The organism is Saccharothrix longispora, from assembly GCF_030852425.1.
Lineage (GTDB): Bacteria > Actinomycetota > Actinomycetes > Mycobacteriales > Pseudonocardiaceae > Actinosynnema > Actinosynnema longispora.
The window spans coordinates 111,096-125,562 of the sequence record NZ_NSDM01000019.1 but is presented as its reverse complement, the minus strand read 5'-3'; the positions used below and the strand labels follow the sequence as shown (position 1 = coordinate 125,562).

Annotated in this window: 12 protein-coding genes; 4 read left to right on the top strand and 8 right to left on the bottom strand. The window is 73.7% G+C overall.

Going from position 1 to position 14,467, the window contains the following annotated elements; all coding sequences use genetic code 11:
* Positions 1-2: 2 nt before the first annotated feature.
* The gene (gene sthA / locus CKY47_RS32675; protein ID WP_306750204.1) at positions 3-1,415 is read right to left on the bottom strand and encodes a Si-specific NAD(P)(+) transhydrogenase; all 1,413 of its coding nucleotides are present in this window, start codon (positions 1,413-1,415) and stop codon (positions 3-5) included.
* Here sthA and CKY47_RS32670 point away from each other — a divergent pair.
* The gene (locus tag CKY47_RS32670) at positions 1,414-2,127 is read left to right on the top strand and encodes a DNA alkylation repair protein (RefSeq protein WP_371320776.1); all 714 of its coding nucleotides are present in this window, start codon (positions 1,414-1,416) and stop codon (positions 2,125-2,127) included. The two genes, sthA and CKY47_RS32670, sit on opposite strands and share 2 nt — an antisense overlap.
* Here CKY47_RS32670 and CKY47_RS32665 read toward each other — a convergent pair.
* From CKY47_RS32665 to pheS, 3 genes are all read right to left on the bottom strand, one after another.
* Positions 2,124-2,621: a hypothetical protein gene (locus tag CKY47_RS32665; protein WP_306750202.1), complete on the bottom strand. Its 498-nt coding sequence runs from the start codon at positions 2,619-2,621 to the stop codon at positions 2,124-2,126. The genes CKY47_RS32670 and CKY47_RS32665 overlap by 4 nt on opposite strands.
* 303 nt (positions 2,622-2,924) lie before the next feature.
* Positions 2,925-5,402: a phenylalanine--tRNA ligase subunit beta gene (pheT, locus tag CKY47_RS32660; protein WP_306750201.1), complete on the bottom strand. Its 2,478-nt coding sequence runs from the start codon at positions 5,400-5,402 to the stop codon at positions 2,925-2,927.
* A gap of 3 nt (positions 5,403-5,405) precedes the next feature.
* Positions 5,406-6,473: a phenylalanine--tRNA ligase subunit alpha gene (gene pheS, locus CKY47_RS32655; protein ID WP_306750200.1), complete on the bottom strand. Its 1,068-nt coding sequence runs from the start codon at positions 6,471-6,473 to the stop codon at positions 5,406-5,408.
* Between the two features lie 268 nt (positions 6,474-6,741).
* On the opposite strand from pheS, the gene CKY47_RS32650 reads away from it, so the two are divergent.
* On the top strand, positions 6,742-8,490 hold the full coding sequence (locus CKY47_RS32650) for an HSP90 family protein (RefSeq protein WP_306750199.1): 1,749 nt from the start codon (positions 6,742-6,744) through the stop codon (positions 8,488-8,490).
* Positions 8,490-11,300 carry a hypothetical protein gene (locus CKY47_RS32645; protein WP_306750198.1) on the top strand — a complete coding sequence of 937 codons (2,811 nt, stop codon included), beginning with the start codon at positions 8,490-8,492 and terminating at the stop codon, positions 11,298-11,300. Before CKY47_RS32650 ends, CKY47_RS32645 begins: the two co-directional genes overlap by 1 nt.
* A 227-nt stretch (positions 11,301-11,527) precedes the next feature.
* Here CKY47_RS32645 and CKY47_RS32640 read toward each other — a convergent pair whose 3' ends face one another.
* The 4 genes from CKY47_RS32640 to infC all read right to left on the bottom strand — a co-directional run bounded on the left by CKY47_RS32640 (position 11,528) and on the right by infC (position 13,735).
* Positions 11,528-12,376, bottom strand: coding sequence for a TrmH family RNA methyltransferase (locus CKY47_RS32640; protein ID WP_306750224.1), 849 nt, complete (start codon positions 12,374-12,376; stop codon positions 11,528-11,530).
* Entirely contained in the window at positions 12,373-12,762 is a 390-nt protein-coding gene (rplT, locus tag CKY47_RS32635) for a 50S ribosomal protein L20 (RefSeq protein WP_306750197.1), read from the bottom strand. Before rplT ends, CKY47_RS32640 begins: the two co-directional genes overlap by 4 nt.
* 63 nt (positions 12,763-12,825) lie before the next feature.
* Positions 12,826-13,020, bottom strand: coding sequence for a 50S ribosomal protein L35 (gene rpmI / locus CKY47_RS32630; protein WP_306750196.1), 195 nt, complete (start codon positions 13,018-13,020; stop codon positions 12,826-12,828).
* A gap of 106 nt (positions 13,021-13,126) precedes the next feature.
* The gene (gene infC / locus CKY47_RS32625; RefSeq protein ID WP_306750195.1) at positions 13,127-13,735 is read right to left on the bottom strand and encodes a translation initiation factor IF-3; all 609 of its coding nucleotides are present in this window, start codon (positions 13,733-13,735) and stop codon (positions 13,127-13,129) included.
* 276 nt (positions 13,736-14,011) lie between these two features.
* Between infC and CKY47_RS32620 the strand changes: the two genes are divergently transcribed.
* Positions 14,012-14,365, top strand: coding sequence for a DUF1844 domain-containing protein (locus CKY47_RS32620; RefSeq protein WP_306750194.1), 354 nt, complete (start codon positions 14,012-14,014; stop codon positions 14,363-14,365).
* Positions 14,366-14,467: the final 102 nt, after the last annotated feature.

Genomic DNA, 14,467 nt, shown 5'->3' with positions numbered 1-14,467 from the left:
GCCTACCGGCCGAACCGCTCCAGGGCGCGGATCTTGTTCGTGGCGTCCAGGGCGGCGACCTTGTACGCCTCGGACAGCGTCGGGTAGTTGAAGACGGTGTCCACCAGGTAGTCCACCGTGCCGCCGCACGCCATCACGGCCTGCCCGATGTGCACGAGGTCCGTCGCGCCGGTGCCGAACAGGTGCACGCCGAGCAGCCTGCGGTCCACGGTGGACACCAGCAGCTTGAGCATGCCGTAGGCGTCGCCGACGATCGAGCCGCGCGCCAGCTCCCGGTACCGCGCCAGGCCCACCTCGTACGGAGTGGCGGACGAGGTCAGCTCGGCCTCCGTCGCGCCGCAGTAGGAGATCTCCGGGATGGTGTAGATGCCGATGGGCTGGAGCGCGGACAGCTCGCGCGCCTCCTCGCCGAACGCGTGGTAGGCCGCGAGCCTGCCCTGGTCCATCGACGTGGCGGCCAGCGCGGGGAAGCCGATGACGTCGCCCACCGCGTAGATGTGCTCGACGGGCGTGCGGTAGTGCTCGTCCACGCTGAGCCGGCCGCGCCGGTCGGCCTCCAGGCCCGCCTTGTCCAGGTCGAGCGCCTCGGTGTTGCCCTGCCGGCCCGCCGAGTACATCACCGCGGCGGCCGGGATGCGCTTGCCGCTGGCCAGCGTCGTGACCGTGCCCGTCTCGGCCACGTCGACGTTGACGACCTTCTCGCCGAACCGGAACGTCACCGCCAGGTCGCGCAGGTGGAACTTGAGCGACTCGACGATCTCCGGGTCGCAGAAGTCGAGCATCCGGTCGCGCTGCTCGACCACCGTGACGCGGGTGCCGAGCGCGGCGAACATGGAGGCGTACTCGATGCCGATGACGCCCGCGCCCACCACGACCAGCGACGACGGGATCTCCTCCAGCGCCAGCACCTCGTCGGAGTCGAGCACCCGGGCCTCGTCGAAGTCCACCTGGTCCGGTCGCGCGGGGCGGGTGCCGGTGGCGATGACGATCTTCTCGGCGGTGACGGAGTGGTGCTCGCCGCGGTGCTCGCCCCGCACGGAGACGGTGTGCGGGTCGAGGAAGGCCGCGGTGCCGCTGAGCAGGTCGACGTGGTTGCGGTGCAGTTGGGCGCGCACGACCTGCACCTCGCGCCCGATGACGTGCTGGGCGCGGGAGAGCAGGTCCGAGATGGAGATGTCGCTCTTGACCCGGTAGCTCGCGCCGTACAGGTCGCGCTGGCTCATCCCGGTCAGGTACATCACCGCCTCGCGCAGCGTCTTCGACGGGATCGTCCCGGTGTTGACGCACACGCCGCCCACCATGTCGGCGCGGTCCACGACGGCGACGCGCTTGCCGAGCTTGGCGCCCGCGATGGCCGCCTTCTGGCCGCCGGGGCCCGATCCGATGACGACCAGGTCGTAGTCGTACTCGCTCATGCCGGAAGCCTCGCACACGAACCTGCCCTACGGTGTTCGGGTGAACGGACTCGCCGGGGTGATCCGACGTGGACTGGCCGCCGCGGCCTCACCGGCGAAGGCGCCGGGGATGCGGCGGTACATGAAGTCCGACATGCCGTTCCTCGGCGTGCCGAAACCGGAGCGCGTCCGCGTGCTGCGCGCCGCGCTGGCCGAGCACCCCCTCACCTCGCGCGACGAGTGGCTGGCCACCGCGCTGGAGCTGTGGCGCGACGCCCGCTTCCGCGAGGAGCGCTACGCGGCCGTCGACCTCACGGGCCGCCGGCGCGACTGGCAGGACGTGGACCTGCTGCCCGTCTACGACGAGTTCGTCGTCACCGGGGCGTGGTGGGACTTCGTGGACGAGGTCGCCGCCAACCGGGTCGGTCCGCTGCTGCGCGCCCACCCGGCGCACGTGACGCCCCTGGTGCGCGCGTGGGCGACCGACGAGGACCGGTGGCGCCGCCGCACGGCCGTGATCTGCCAGCTCGCCTCGAAGGGCGCGACCGACCGGGACCTGCTGCGCGACGTGGTCGAGGCCAACACCGCCGATCCCGACTTCTTCCTGCGCAAGGCGGTCGGCTGGGCGTTGCGGCAGCACGCCCGCACGGACCCGGACTGGGTCCGTGCGTTCGTCGACGACCACCCGGGCCTGTCCGCGCTGTCCCGGCGCGAGGCCCTCAGGCACCTCTAGCCTCGGGCGGCGCGCCCCGAGTAGGTGAGCGGGAAGACCAGGTCCCGGCACGCGTCCGGCACGTCGTGCGCGATCTGCACGACCATCTCCACCTCGACCGCGCCGGCGGGCGGGATGGTGACCGGCTCCCCCATCGGGACCACGGTGAGCACCCCGGACGGGCACTCGGGCACGTGGTTCCGCGCCTCGTCCAGCGGCAGGCCCGGCTGGGCCTGGAGGGTCAGCACGACGATGTCGACGCCGTTCGGGTTGGACAGCCGCACCAGGCGGGCGCCCTCGCTGCCCGGGGTCAGCTCGACCGGCGCGCCCGAGATGTCGTCGATCTCGAACGGCTGGAGGTCTGCCACCCCCGCCTCGGCCCCGCTCACGGAGTACGCCATGGCGGGCAACTCCGGTTCGGGCCAGGTCAGGTGCATGGCGGCCACGACGGCAGCCCCCACACCGAGGATGGTCGCGGCGACGGCGGCTTCCATCCGGGGACCCAAACTGCGCATGAGGCAACCTCACTAGATTGCTGCTCCAGGCGGTGGGTTCGCCGCTAGCTCCCCGTCGGACCGGCGACCAGACACGCCCGGCGGTTCATCGCTTCGCCCCTCGGCCCAGCGGGCCGCACAGCCAATCTTGGAGAACATTCAACATCCGCGCAAGGACCCAGCGTGCCCGGAAACACAGGTCTTTGGACCCCTTGACACCGGACGGCACTCACCCGACCTGCGCGTTCACCCCGCATGGGCACCGTGCGGATCACTCAGCCGGCCTAGTCCCGGACCCGCGGCGACGCGGGTCCGGGACCGCGATCAGCCCCTGAGCACCGCGCCGAAGCGCTCCGCGGCGGCGGCCACGGCCGCGTCGCGCGCCGCCGTCGCCTCCTCCACCGTCAGCGTGCGGTCCGGCGCCCGGAAGCGCAGGGAGTAGGCCAGCGACCGCTTGCCCTCGCCCACCTGGTCACCGGTGTAGACGTCGAACAGCCGGATGTCCTCCAGCAGCGCCCCGCCGCCCGCGCGCAGCACCCTGGCCACCCGGTCGGCGGGCACGTCCGCGCCCACCACCACGGCCACGTCCAGCAACACCGGCGGGTACGGCGACACCACCGGCGCGGGCCGGTCGTCGGTCAGCGGCAGCGCGTCGAGGTCCAGCTCCAGCGCGACCGTGCGCTTCGGCAGGCCCAGCGCCTCCACGACCTTCGGGTGCAGCTCCCCCGCGTGCCCCACGGGCCAGTCGCCGACGCGCAGCTCCGCGCACCGGCCGGGGTGCCACGGGGCCAGGTCGGAGGCGACCACCGTCAGCTCCACGCCGTACGCCTCGCCCACGAGGCGCGCGGCCCCCACCGCGTCCGCCCAGTCGGCCTGGCGGCCCTTGCCCCACCAGCCGGCCTGCTCGCGGTTGCCCGCCAGCACGGCGGCCACGTGCACCGGCTGCTGCGGCAGCGACGCCAGCAGCGACGCCACGTCGGCGTCCGACGGGCGCGCGCCCACGCCCACCGCGGGCACCGGCACCTGCTGCGCGCGCGGCAGCGTCACCTGGGCGATCGCGTAGACCGCCAGGTCCTTCTGCCCGCGCGCCAGGTTGCGCTGCACGGTCTCCAGCAGCCCCGGCACCAGCGTGGTGGCCAGCGCGTGCTTGTCGGCCTCCAGCGGGTTGAGCACGCTCACCGCGTTGCGGCGCACGTCGTCCTCGGGCAGGCCGAGCGCGTCGAACACCGCCGGCGCGACGAACGGGAACGGCTTGACCTCGACGAACCCGTTCTCGGCCAGCGCGCGGGACACCGTGCGGCGACGGCGCTGCTGCTCGGTCAGGCCGCGGCCGGCGGGCGCGGGCGGCAGCGTGGACGGGATCGTGTCGTAGCCCTCCAGCCGCAGCACCTCCTCCACCAGGTCCGCGGGCTGGGTGAGGTCCGCGCGCCACGTCGGCGGCACCGCGGTGACCATCGTCGCGCCGTCGTCACCGGTGGTGACCTCGACCTGGCAGCCGATCTGGCCCAGCCGCCGCGCCGTCACGCCGCGCGCGTAGCGCACCCCGGCGACCCGGTCGGGCAGGTCGATCGGCATCGTCACCCGGCCGGGCGCGGCGGGCGAGCCCACGTCCGTGCGCTCGGGCCGGATGCTGCCGTCGGCGAACATGTCCAGCAGGCGTGCCGCGCGCTCCAGCGCCACCGGCGCCAGCGCCGGGTCCACGACCCGCTCGAAGCGCTTCGCCGCCTCGCTGGGCAGCTTGTGGCGGCGCACCGTGCGGGCGATGGACGCCGGGTCCCAGTTCGCCGCCTCCAGCAGGATGTCCGAGCTGGCGGGGCCGACCTCGGTGCTCGCGCCGCCCATGACGCCCGCCAGCGACACGACGCCGCTGTCGTCGGCGATCACGATGTCGTCCGGGTCCAGCGCGCGGACCTGCTCGTCCAGCGTGGTCAGCTTCTCGCCGGCCACGGCGCGCCGCACGACCAGGCCGCCCTTCACGGACGACGCGTCGAACGCGTGCAGCGGCTGTCCCAGCTCCAGCATCACGTAGTTGGTGACGTCCACCGGCAGCGAGATCGACCGGATGCCCGCGAGCATCAGCCGCCGCCGCATCCACCACGGGGTGGGCGCGGTCGGGTCGACGCCGGTCACGCGGCGGGCCACGAACCGGGAGCAGGCGCCCTCGTCCTCGATGCGGACGGGCAGCACCTCGCCCTCGCCCTCGGGCACCTCGGCCAGGCCGGGGTCGCCGAACGGCACGTCGAACGCGCAGGCCAGCTCGCGGGCCAGGCCGCGCACCGAGAACGCGTAGCCGCGGTCGGGGGTGGGCGAGACCTCGATGACCGTGTCGCCGAGGCCGAGCAGCTCGACGGCGTCGTCGCCGGGCTGCGCGGTGCCGCTGGGCAGCACCATGATGCCCGCGTGGTCGTCGCCCAGGCCCAGCTCGCGGGCCGAGCAGATCATGCCGTCGCTGGTCCTGCCGTAGGTCTTGCGGGCGGAGATGGCGAACCCGCCGGGCAGCACCGCGCCGGGCAGCGCCACCACGACGGTGTCGCCCTCCCGGAAGTTCGACGCGCCGCAGACGATGCCGTTGACCTGCTCCGGGCCGACCTCGACCTGGCAGTAGCGGATCGGCTTCTTGAACCCGGTCAGCTCCTCGACCTCGACGACGCGGCCCGCGACCAGCGGTCCGGTGACGCCGTCGAGCCGGTGGACGTCCTCCACCTCGATGCCGATCCGCACGAACGCCTCGGCGAGCTGCTCTGGCGTGGGGGTCTCGGTGAACTCGAGGTTCTCGACCAGCCAGGTAACCGGAATGCGCACCGGTCAGGCCTCCGTTCCGAATGGCTGGGTGAAGCGGACATCGCCCTCGACCATGTCGCGCATGTCGGGCAGGCCGTTGCGGAACTGCAGGGTGCGCTCCAGGCCCATGCCGAACGCGAACCCGGAGTACACGTCCGGGTCGACGCCGCAGTTGCGCAACACGTTCGGGTTGACCATGCCGCAGCCGCCCCACTCGACCCAGCCCGCGCCACCCTTCTTCTCCGGGAACCACACGTCCACCTCGGCGGACGGCTCGGTGAAGGGGAAGAAGCTCGGTCGCAGGCGGGTCCGGGAGTCCGCGCCGAACATGGCGCGGGCGAACGCGTCGAGCGTGCCCTTGAGGTGGGCCATGGTCAGGCCCTTGTCCACGGCCAGGCCCTCGACCTGGTGGAAGACGGGGGTGTGCGTGGCGTCCAGCTCGTCGGTGCGGAACGTGCGGCCGGGGCACACCACGTACACGGGCGGCTCGCGGTCCAGCAGCGTGCGCGCCTGCACCGGGCTGGTGTGCGTGCGCAGCACCAGGCCCGAGTCGGCGGGTGCCACGTAGAACGTGTCCTGCATGGTCCGCGCCGGGTGGTCCTTGCCGAAGTTCAACGCGTCGAAGTTGAACCACTCGGTCTCCAGCTCGGGGCCCTCGGCGACCTCGTAGCCCATGGCCACGAACACGTCGGCGATGCGCTCGGCGAGCGTGGAGATCGGGTGCCGCGCGCCGCGCGGGACGCGGTCCCGCGGCAGCGTGACGTCGACCGCCTCCTCGCGCAGGACGCGCTCGTCGCGCTCGACCTGGAGCTCGGCGCGCCGCTCCTCGAACGCCTGCTTGACGGCGTTCTGCGCCACGTTCACCCGCTTGCCGGCCTCGGCCTTCGCGGCGGGCGGCAGGGCGCCGATCTCGCGGCGGGCCAGCAGGACCGGCGAGCGGTCGCCCAGGTGGCTCGGTTTCACGGCGGCCAGCTCGTCGAGGTCGGCCGCCTTCGCGAACGCCTCCCGAGCCTGCTCGACCGCCGTGTCCAGCGCCTCCGGGGAGAGCGCCGCGACCTGCTTCGGGTCGTACGGGTCGTTGGCTCCGGACATGGTTGGTGGACAGCTCCCGTCACGGACAACAGGTGGATAGCCCCTCCGCGAGGTGCGCGGAGGGGCGGACCGATCCTAGGTGATCGGCCTTGACCGGCACGAACCGCCGTCCGCGGCCCCGACCGGTTCGAGGTTGTCGGTGGGTCGTGGCAGTCTTGCGGTCGTGAGCGGGTCCCGGCGGGCGAAGAGCGGAAAACCGGACCACGAGCCGCGCGAACGAACCTGGAATCGTCCGTCACCCATGACCTTGACCCGAGGTGAACTCCACTTGGCACACACCTTCGGTGTCGACCTGCGCGGGATCATCGACCTGCTCAGCCACCACCTCTACAGCAGCCCCCGCGTGTACGCGCGCGAACTGCTGCAGAACGCGGTGGACGCGATCACCGCCCGCCGCGCGCTCCAGCCGGACGCGCCCGGCGAGGTGGTGGTCGAGCCGGTCGGGTCCCCCGGCGGCACCCTCCGCATCTCCGACACCGGGATCGGCCTCACCGAGCGCGAGGTGCACGACCTGCTGTCCACGCTCGGTCGCACGTCCAAGCGCGACGACCTGGGTTTCGCCCGCCAGGGCTTCCTGGGCCAGTTCGGCGTGGGCCTGCTGTCGGCGTTCCTGGTCGCCGAGCGCGTCAACCTCACCACCCGCAGCGCGCGCGGCGGGCCCGCCGTGCGCTGGACCGCCGACGCGAGCGGCCACTACGAGGTCGGCGAGGCCGAGCGGGCCGAGGTCGGCACCACGATCGAGCTGGTGCCGCACCGCGACGCCGAGCACTGGCTGGAGCACGACGTGGTGAAGGCCCTGCTCGCCGAGTACGGCGAGCTGCTGCCGGTGACCGTCCGCGTCGGCGACGAGGTCGTCACGCACGACGCGCTGCCGTGGACCGACGACGCCCTGGCCTACGGCGAGCGCGTGCTGGGCGTGCGGCCGTTCGACGCGATCCCCGTCGAGGTGCCGACCGTGGGCCTCCGGGGCGTCGCGTACGTCCTGCCGGGCGGTGTGCACCCCGGCGCCCGCCAGTCGCACCGCGTGTACCTCAAGCGGATGCTGGTCGGCGACAGCATCGAGGGCCTGCTGCCGGAGTGGGCGTACTTCGTGCGCTGCGTGGTCGACTCGACGTCGCTGCGCCCGACCGCGAGCCGCGAGTCGCTGTACCAGGACGAGACGCTGCTGGCGGTGCGCGAGGAGCTGGGCCGCCAGGTCCGCGACTGGCTCGTGCGGCTCGACGCGACCGACCCCGACCGCACCCGCGCCCTGCTCGACGCGCACCACCTGGGCATCAAGTCGCTGGCCCGGGTCGACGACGAGATGCTGCGCCTGGTCGAGCGGTGGCTGCCGTTCGAGACCACCGACGGCGCCCAGTCGCTGCGCCAGTTCCGCCGCAGGCACGGCACGATCGCGCACGTCCCGGACGTCGACGAGTTCCGCCAGCTCGCGCCGGTCGCGCACGCCCAGGGCATGGGCCTGGTCAACGCGGGTTACGCCTACGACGCCGAGATCATGGAGCGGCTCGTCGCCCTCGACGGCCCGGCCGCCGCGCGCCGGGTCTCGCCCGGCGAGGTGCTGGCCGCCCTCGGCGACCCCGAGCCGGAGCTGGAGCGCGCCCTGCGCGAACGCCTCGTGCTGGCCGAGGACGTCCTGGAGCGGCACGACTGCGAGGCAGTGCCGCGCGACTTCGACCCGGGCACGCTGCCCGCGCTGCTGGTCACGAACGCGGAGGCCGAGCGCAAGCGGGACGCGCAGCAGACGGGCGAGGAGGCCGACGCGCTGTGGGCCGAGCTGCTGGGCAACCTGGTCGGGTCCTCGTCGTCCGACGCCGCGCAGCGCCTCGTGCTGAACTGCCGCAACCCGCTGGTGCGCCGGCTGGCGCGGCTGACCGACGCGGCGCTCGTGGAGCTGACCGTGGAGTCGCTGTACGTGCACGCCCTGCTGCAAGCACGGCGGCCGATGCGCCCGAAGGACACCGCGGCGCTGAACCGCTCGTTCCTGGAACTGCTGGACCGCGCCGTGGGAGACCGCTGATGAGCGAGGAGAAGGACGCCGCCGAGCGCCGGTTCGTGGAGGCGTACCACATGCCCGAGGGCATGGCGCGCCACGAGGCGCTGGAGCGCGCGGCCCGCGCGGCGGACGCGGTCGACCACCTGCCGCTGGCCGTGAGCTGCCGGATCGCGCTGATCCGCTCGGCCTACGACCTGGGCCGCTACGACCTGATGCTGGCCCCGTTCGCGTGGTGCGGCACGGCCGAGAAGCGCGACCCGGGCGCGTTCGACGAGTGGGAGACGCACAGCTTCGACTGGGCGCACAAGTGGATCGTGTCGGGCCTGATCGCCGACCCCCGGTTCACGCTGGCGCAGATCGGGTCGTTCGTCGACCAGCTCGCGGCGCGCTACCAGCGGCTCGGGTACTCGATGCAGCCGGTGCACGGGGCGCGCGCCGACCTGGCCGCGCACGTCGGCGACGACGAGGCGTACCGGGAGCACTTCGCCCGCTACCTGGCGGTGGACCGCGGGCCGATGAGCGACTGCGAGGCGTGCGTCGTCGAGGAGCAGGCCGGGCACCTGATCCGGCAGGGCAGGCACGCCGAGGCCGTCGCGCACGCCGAGCACCAGTTGGAGCAGGAGACGGGCTGCGCGACCCAGCCGCAGGGCATCCTCACCACCCTGACGCCCGCGTTCGTGGCGCTGGGCGACGTGGACCGGGCGCGGCAGGCGCACGTGGTGGCGCACCGGCTGATCCGCGACGACCTCGTCGGCGGCTACCTGGACGACCACCTGGTGTTCTGCGCGACGTCGGGCAACGTGCGGCGGGGCGTCGACCTGCTGCGCGGCCACCTGCACCGGGTGCACCACTCGACCAGCCCGTCGCAGGCCGCGCACTTCTCGGCGGGCGCGGCGCTGCTGCTGAGCCGGGTCGACCCGGACGAGGAGTTCGCCGTGCCGCGCGACGGCGTCACGACCGTGCTGACCGCGGCGCGGCTGCGCGAACTGCTGGAGGCGCAGGCGCTGGACCTGGCGGCGCGGTTCGACCGGCGCAACGGCTCGGACGCGATGACCAGGCGCATCCGGGAGACCCTGGAGCGGCCGGACACGATCCCGGTGCCGCTGGCGGTGCCGGTCGCCACGCCGCCCGCGCCCGCCGCGCCGGAGGAGGAGCCGATCGCGGTCGGCGACCCGGTGGAGCTGGCGCGGAGCATGTGCGCGGCGTTCGACGAGGGCGAGTTCGTCACCGGCATGCGGCTGCTGCGCTCGCTGCCCGCCGACCTCGACCCGCTGCTGCCCGAACCGCTGGCCGCGCTGGTGGCGGTGCGGCGGGCCATCGCGGGCGGTCACGTCCGACCGCGCGACGAGGTGCTGGCCGAGCTGGACGAGGGCATCGAGCGGCTGGTCGCGTGCGGCGAGCACGACCTGGCCAACCGCTTCCGCGCGCGGGGCGCGGGCCTGCGGGCCGAGTCGTCCGAGGACGGGTCGGCGGAGTGCGTGGAGGTCGCGCGCACGTGCCTGGCCGAGGCGGAGGTCGCGGGCACCGCGTACACGCGGGTGCTGACCAGGTTGCTGCTGGCCGACCTGCTCGCCGACGCCGAGGAGCACGACGAGCAGGGCGTGCTCGCCGCGCAGGCGCTGGAGCTGGCGCGCGCCGAGGTGCCGGAACTGGTGTCGCGGGCGCGCTGCGACCGGGCCCAGCACCTGGCGACGGTCGGCGACCTGGAGGAGGCGCGGGCCGAGGTCGAGGACCTGCTGGCGGGCGGCGTGCCGGCATCCGTGCGGTTCGACGCGCTGCGGCTGCTGCTGAAGATCCGGACCGTGCGCGGCGACGCGGAGGAGGCGGTGGCGACGGCGGCCGAGTTCGTGCGCGCGTTCAGCGCGCCGCGCGGGCCGTGGACGGCGGAGGCGCACCGCCAGCGCGTGGCGTCCGTCGAGCGGCTCGGCCTGGAGGCCGAGCACCTGGTGGAACTGCGCGACGCCGTGGCCGCCGGGCACGAGGCGGGCGCGCCGGACGACGTGGCCAAGGCGTGCTACGCCCTGGCCGGTGGCTACCTGAAGGCGGGCCGTCTCGTCGAGGCCGCCGAGGCGCTGGAGGAAGCGGTCCGCGTGGTGGGCGCGGACGACGTGGACCCGGACGTGGTGGTCCCCATCCGCTACCGGCTGGGCCAGGTCTGCGCGCGCCTGGACGAGACCGAGTCGGCCAGGCGCCACCTGGAAGCGGCGCTGGGCCTGGTCCCGCCGGACGAGTCGTGGCGCAAGGCGATGGTCCTGGACCTGCTGGGCGGCGTCCTGCGGCGCCTCGACCGCACCCTGGAAGCGGCCTCCGCCTACCAGGGCGCGGCGAGCGCGTGGCAGCAGGTCCCCGACCAGGCCGAGGCCGCGGGTTCCCTGGTCGAGGCGGCGGCGGCCCTGCCGAACGAGGAGACCGCCGAGTGCGCCGCCACCCTGGACGCGGCGGAGCGCCTGCTGCCCGAGGTGGAGGACGTGGACCACCGCACCCACCTGACCGCGCGGATCGCCGCGATCAGGGCGTTCCTGCACGTCCAGGCGGGCGAGCACGCGGAGGCGGTGGAGCAGAACGGCGTGGCGGAGGAGCTGGCGGCGCAGATCGGCGACGTCGACTGGCAGGCGTTCCTGGTGGCGCGGGGCGCCCGCTTCCTGCTGGAGTCCGGTGACGCGGTGAACGCGGAGGCGGAGGCCCGCCGGGCGGTCACCCTGATCACCGACGCCACCCCGCCCCAGATCCTCGGCGACACGGCGAACGTGCTGGAGGAGGCGCTGCGGGCGCAGGACAAGGCGGCCCAGGCGGATCCCCTGCTCAGGGCCCTGAACACCCGGCTGGAGGCGTGACACCGCCCCTCGGGCGGTGTCACCGCGGCGTGCGCGAGGTGACCCCGACGGGGCGCGGCCTGTCGAACGCCGAGCCGGTCGCGGAGCTGGTGCTCAGCGAGGCGACGGTGAAGACGCACGTGGCGCGGGTCTTCGCGAAGCGGCGCTGCGCGACCGGGCTCAGGCGGTGGTCCTGGCCTGGGGACCGGCCTGGTGACGACCGGGGGCGGGCGGACGACCGGGGGCGGTCAGGCGCGCTGGGCGCGGGCCGAGGCGTACAGGCACACGGCGGCGGCGGTGGCCAGGTTCAGGCTCTCCGCACCGCCGTAGATGGGCACCTTGAGCGAGGCGTCGAGGCTCGCCACGACGTCGTCGGGCAGGCCGTGGGCCTCGCTGCCGAACACCCACGCGGTGGGCGTGGCCAGGTCGCCGCGCAGGTCCGCGGTGACCAGGTCCTCCGGGGCGTGGCCGTCGGCGGCCACCAGGCGCAGCCCGGCGGAGCGCAGGCCGTCGAACGCCTCGGCCGCGTCGCGCACCCGCGTGATCGGCAGGTGGAACACGCTGCCGGTGGACGCGCGGACGCACTTGCCGTTGTGCGGGTCGACCGTGTCGCCCGCGAACACGACCGCGTCGGCGCCCGCGGCGTCGGCGACGCGCACCACGGTGCCCGCGTTGCCGGGGTCGGTCACCCCGTGCAGCACGGCGACCAGCCGCACCCCGGGCGCCAGCGCCTCGACGGGCGGCACGTCGACGGGCGAGCAGACGGCGACGACACCCTGGGGCGTCACGGTCTCCGACAGCGCGGCGGCGGCCTTGTCGGTCACGCCGCTGACCCGCACGCCCGCGTCGACGGCGGCGCGCACCAGGTCGGGGTTGCGGGTGGCGGCGACGGCGGTGACGAACAGCTCGTGCACCTCGCCGCGCCCGGCGGCGGCCCAGGCGAGGGCCTCGCGCACCGCCTGCGCGCCCTCGGCGAGGAAGCGGGCGGCGCGGTCGCGGCCGGACCGCCTGGTCAGCCGCCGAGCGGCGACGACCCGGGGTGTCCGCTCGGTGAACGGAGCATCCCCGGGTCGTGGTGCACGATCGTCCGTGCTCAGGCGTTGTCCTCGACGGGCGCGTTGACGTCGCTCGGCAGGGCGGCGCGCGCGGCCTCGACCAGGGCCGCGAAGGCGGCCTCGTCGCTGACGGCCAGGTCGGCGAGGATCTTGCGGTCCACCTCGATGCCGGCCAGGCGCAGGCCCTGGATGAAGCGGTTGTACGTCATGCCGTTGGCGCGGACACCGGCGTTGATGCGCTGGATCCACAGCTTCCGGAAGTCACCCTTGCGGGCGCGGCGGTCCCGGTAGGCGTAGTTGAGCGAGTGGAGCACCTGCTCCTTGGCCTTGCGGTACAGCCTCGAACGCTGGCCGCGGTAGCCGCTGGCGAGCTCAAGGGTGGTACGGCGCTTCTTCTGGGCGTTCACGGCCCTTTTGACGCGTGCCACGGGTCCATCCTGTCGATCTCGTGGGGCCGGGTGAGCGGCCCCGGGTGTTCAAGGGGGAAGGTCTTAGCGGCCCAGCAGCTTCTTCAGCCGCGGCACGTCGTTCTTCGCGACCTCGGTCGTGCCGGAGAGGCGGCGCGTCAGCTTGCTGGACTTCTTCTCCAGCAGGTGGCGCTTGCCGGCCTTCTCCCGGAGGAGCTTGCCGCTGCCGGTGACCTTCACGCGCTTGGAGGTCCCGCTGTGGCTCTTGTTCTTGGGCATTTCCGTCCTCAGTCTCGTGCAGCCACCAGGCATGGGGGCGGCCGTGCTTGCCCCCCGACCCGTGAGGGCCGGGGGCACCGGTTCCCGACCCCTGGGGGCCGGGAGATCACTCCTCGACAGACTCCGCCGGCGCCTCGTCCTCGGCGCTGTCGTGCTTGATCGGGCGGGTCTTCGTGGTCTTGTGCGGGGCCAGCACCATGATCATGTTGCGGCCGTCCTGCTTCGGGTTGGACTCGACGAACCCCAGCTCCGCGACGTCCTCAGCGAGCTTCTGGAGCAGTCGGTAGCCCAGCTCCGGCCGGGACTGCTCACGGCCGCGGAACATGATGGTCACCTTGACCTTGTTCCCGTGCGACAGGAAGCGGGCCACGTGGCCCTTCTTCGTCAGGTAGTCGTGCGGGTCGATCTTCGGGCGGAGCTTCTGCTCCTTGATGACCGTCAGCTGCTGGTTGCGGCGCGACTCGCGTGCCTTCTGCGCGCTCTCGTACTTGAACTTGCCGTAGTCCATGAGCTTGCAGACCGGCGGCCGAGCCTGCGCGGCGACCTCGACGAGGTCGAGATCCGATTCCTGGGCGAGTCGGAGCGCGTCCTCGATGCGAACGATCCCGACCTGCTCGCCGTTCGGCCCGACCAGTCGAACCTCGGGCACGCGGATGCGGTCGTTGATGCGCGGCTCGGTGCTCACGGGAGCACCTCGGTTCGAGGGACTTGTCATTCACGTCCTTTGTGACTCGTTGTGCGCCAAAAGACAAGAGGCCCCACACCTGCCCGGTGTGAGGCCCGCTTCCGACCGATCGCACGGCGAAGGGCGCAGTCCACCCATCACCGGACCGGACCCGGCCACCTGCTCGAAGCGGCGGACGCGGGTGGGAGCGGGGCTCCACTTGCCGTCCCCACACGGGTGGGGACTGGTCGCGCCGAAAATAGTACCAGACGAGCTTGTCAACCCCCGAATCGGCGAGCCGACCGGCGGAGTTGCGAGAATGGCGCCGTGACCGACCTGCCTGCCGACAACGCCCCGGACAACGTCCGCGAGCTCTCCGACGTCCCCAGCGTGGAGGTGATCAGCAAGGCGGCGATCATGCTGCTCAGCTCCGCCGCCGAACGCCTGGGCCTCGCCGACGAGGACCCCGACACGAGCCCGCGCCGCGACCTGGACGAGGCCCGCCGCCTGATCACCGCCCTCGCGGGCCTGGTCACCGCCTCGGTCGAGTACCTCGGGCCGCACGCCGGCCCACTGCGCGAGGGCCTCCAGTCGGTCCAGCGGGCGTTCCGCGAGGCGTCCGTCTTCCCGGACGAGCCGGGCCAGGGGCCGGGCGAGAAGTACACCGGCCCCGTGTACTGACGCGGCCCGCCGCCGACGCGGCGCCCGCCGCACCGAAGGCCCACCCGAAGGCCCGCCCGCCACGTCCTGTGACGGGTGCTCACCCCGTGCCATGGTCGAGGG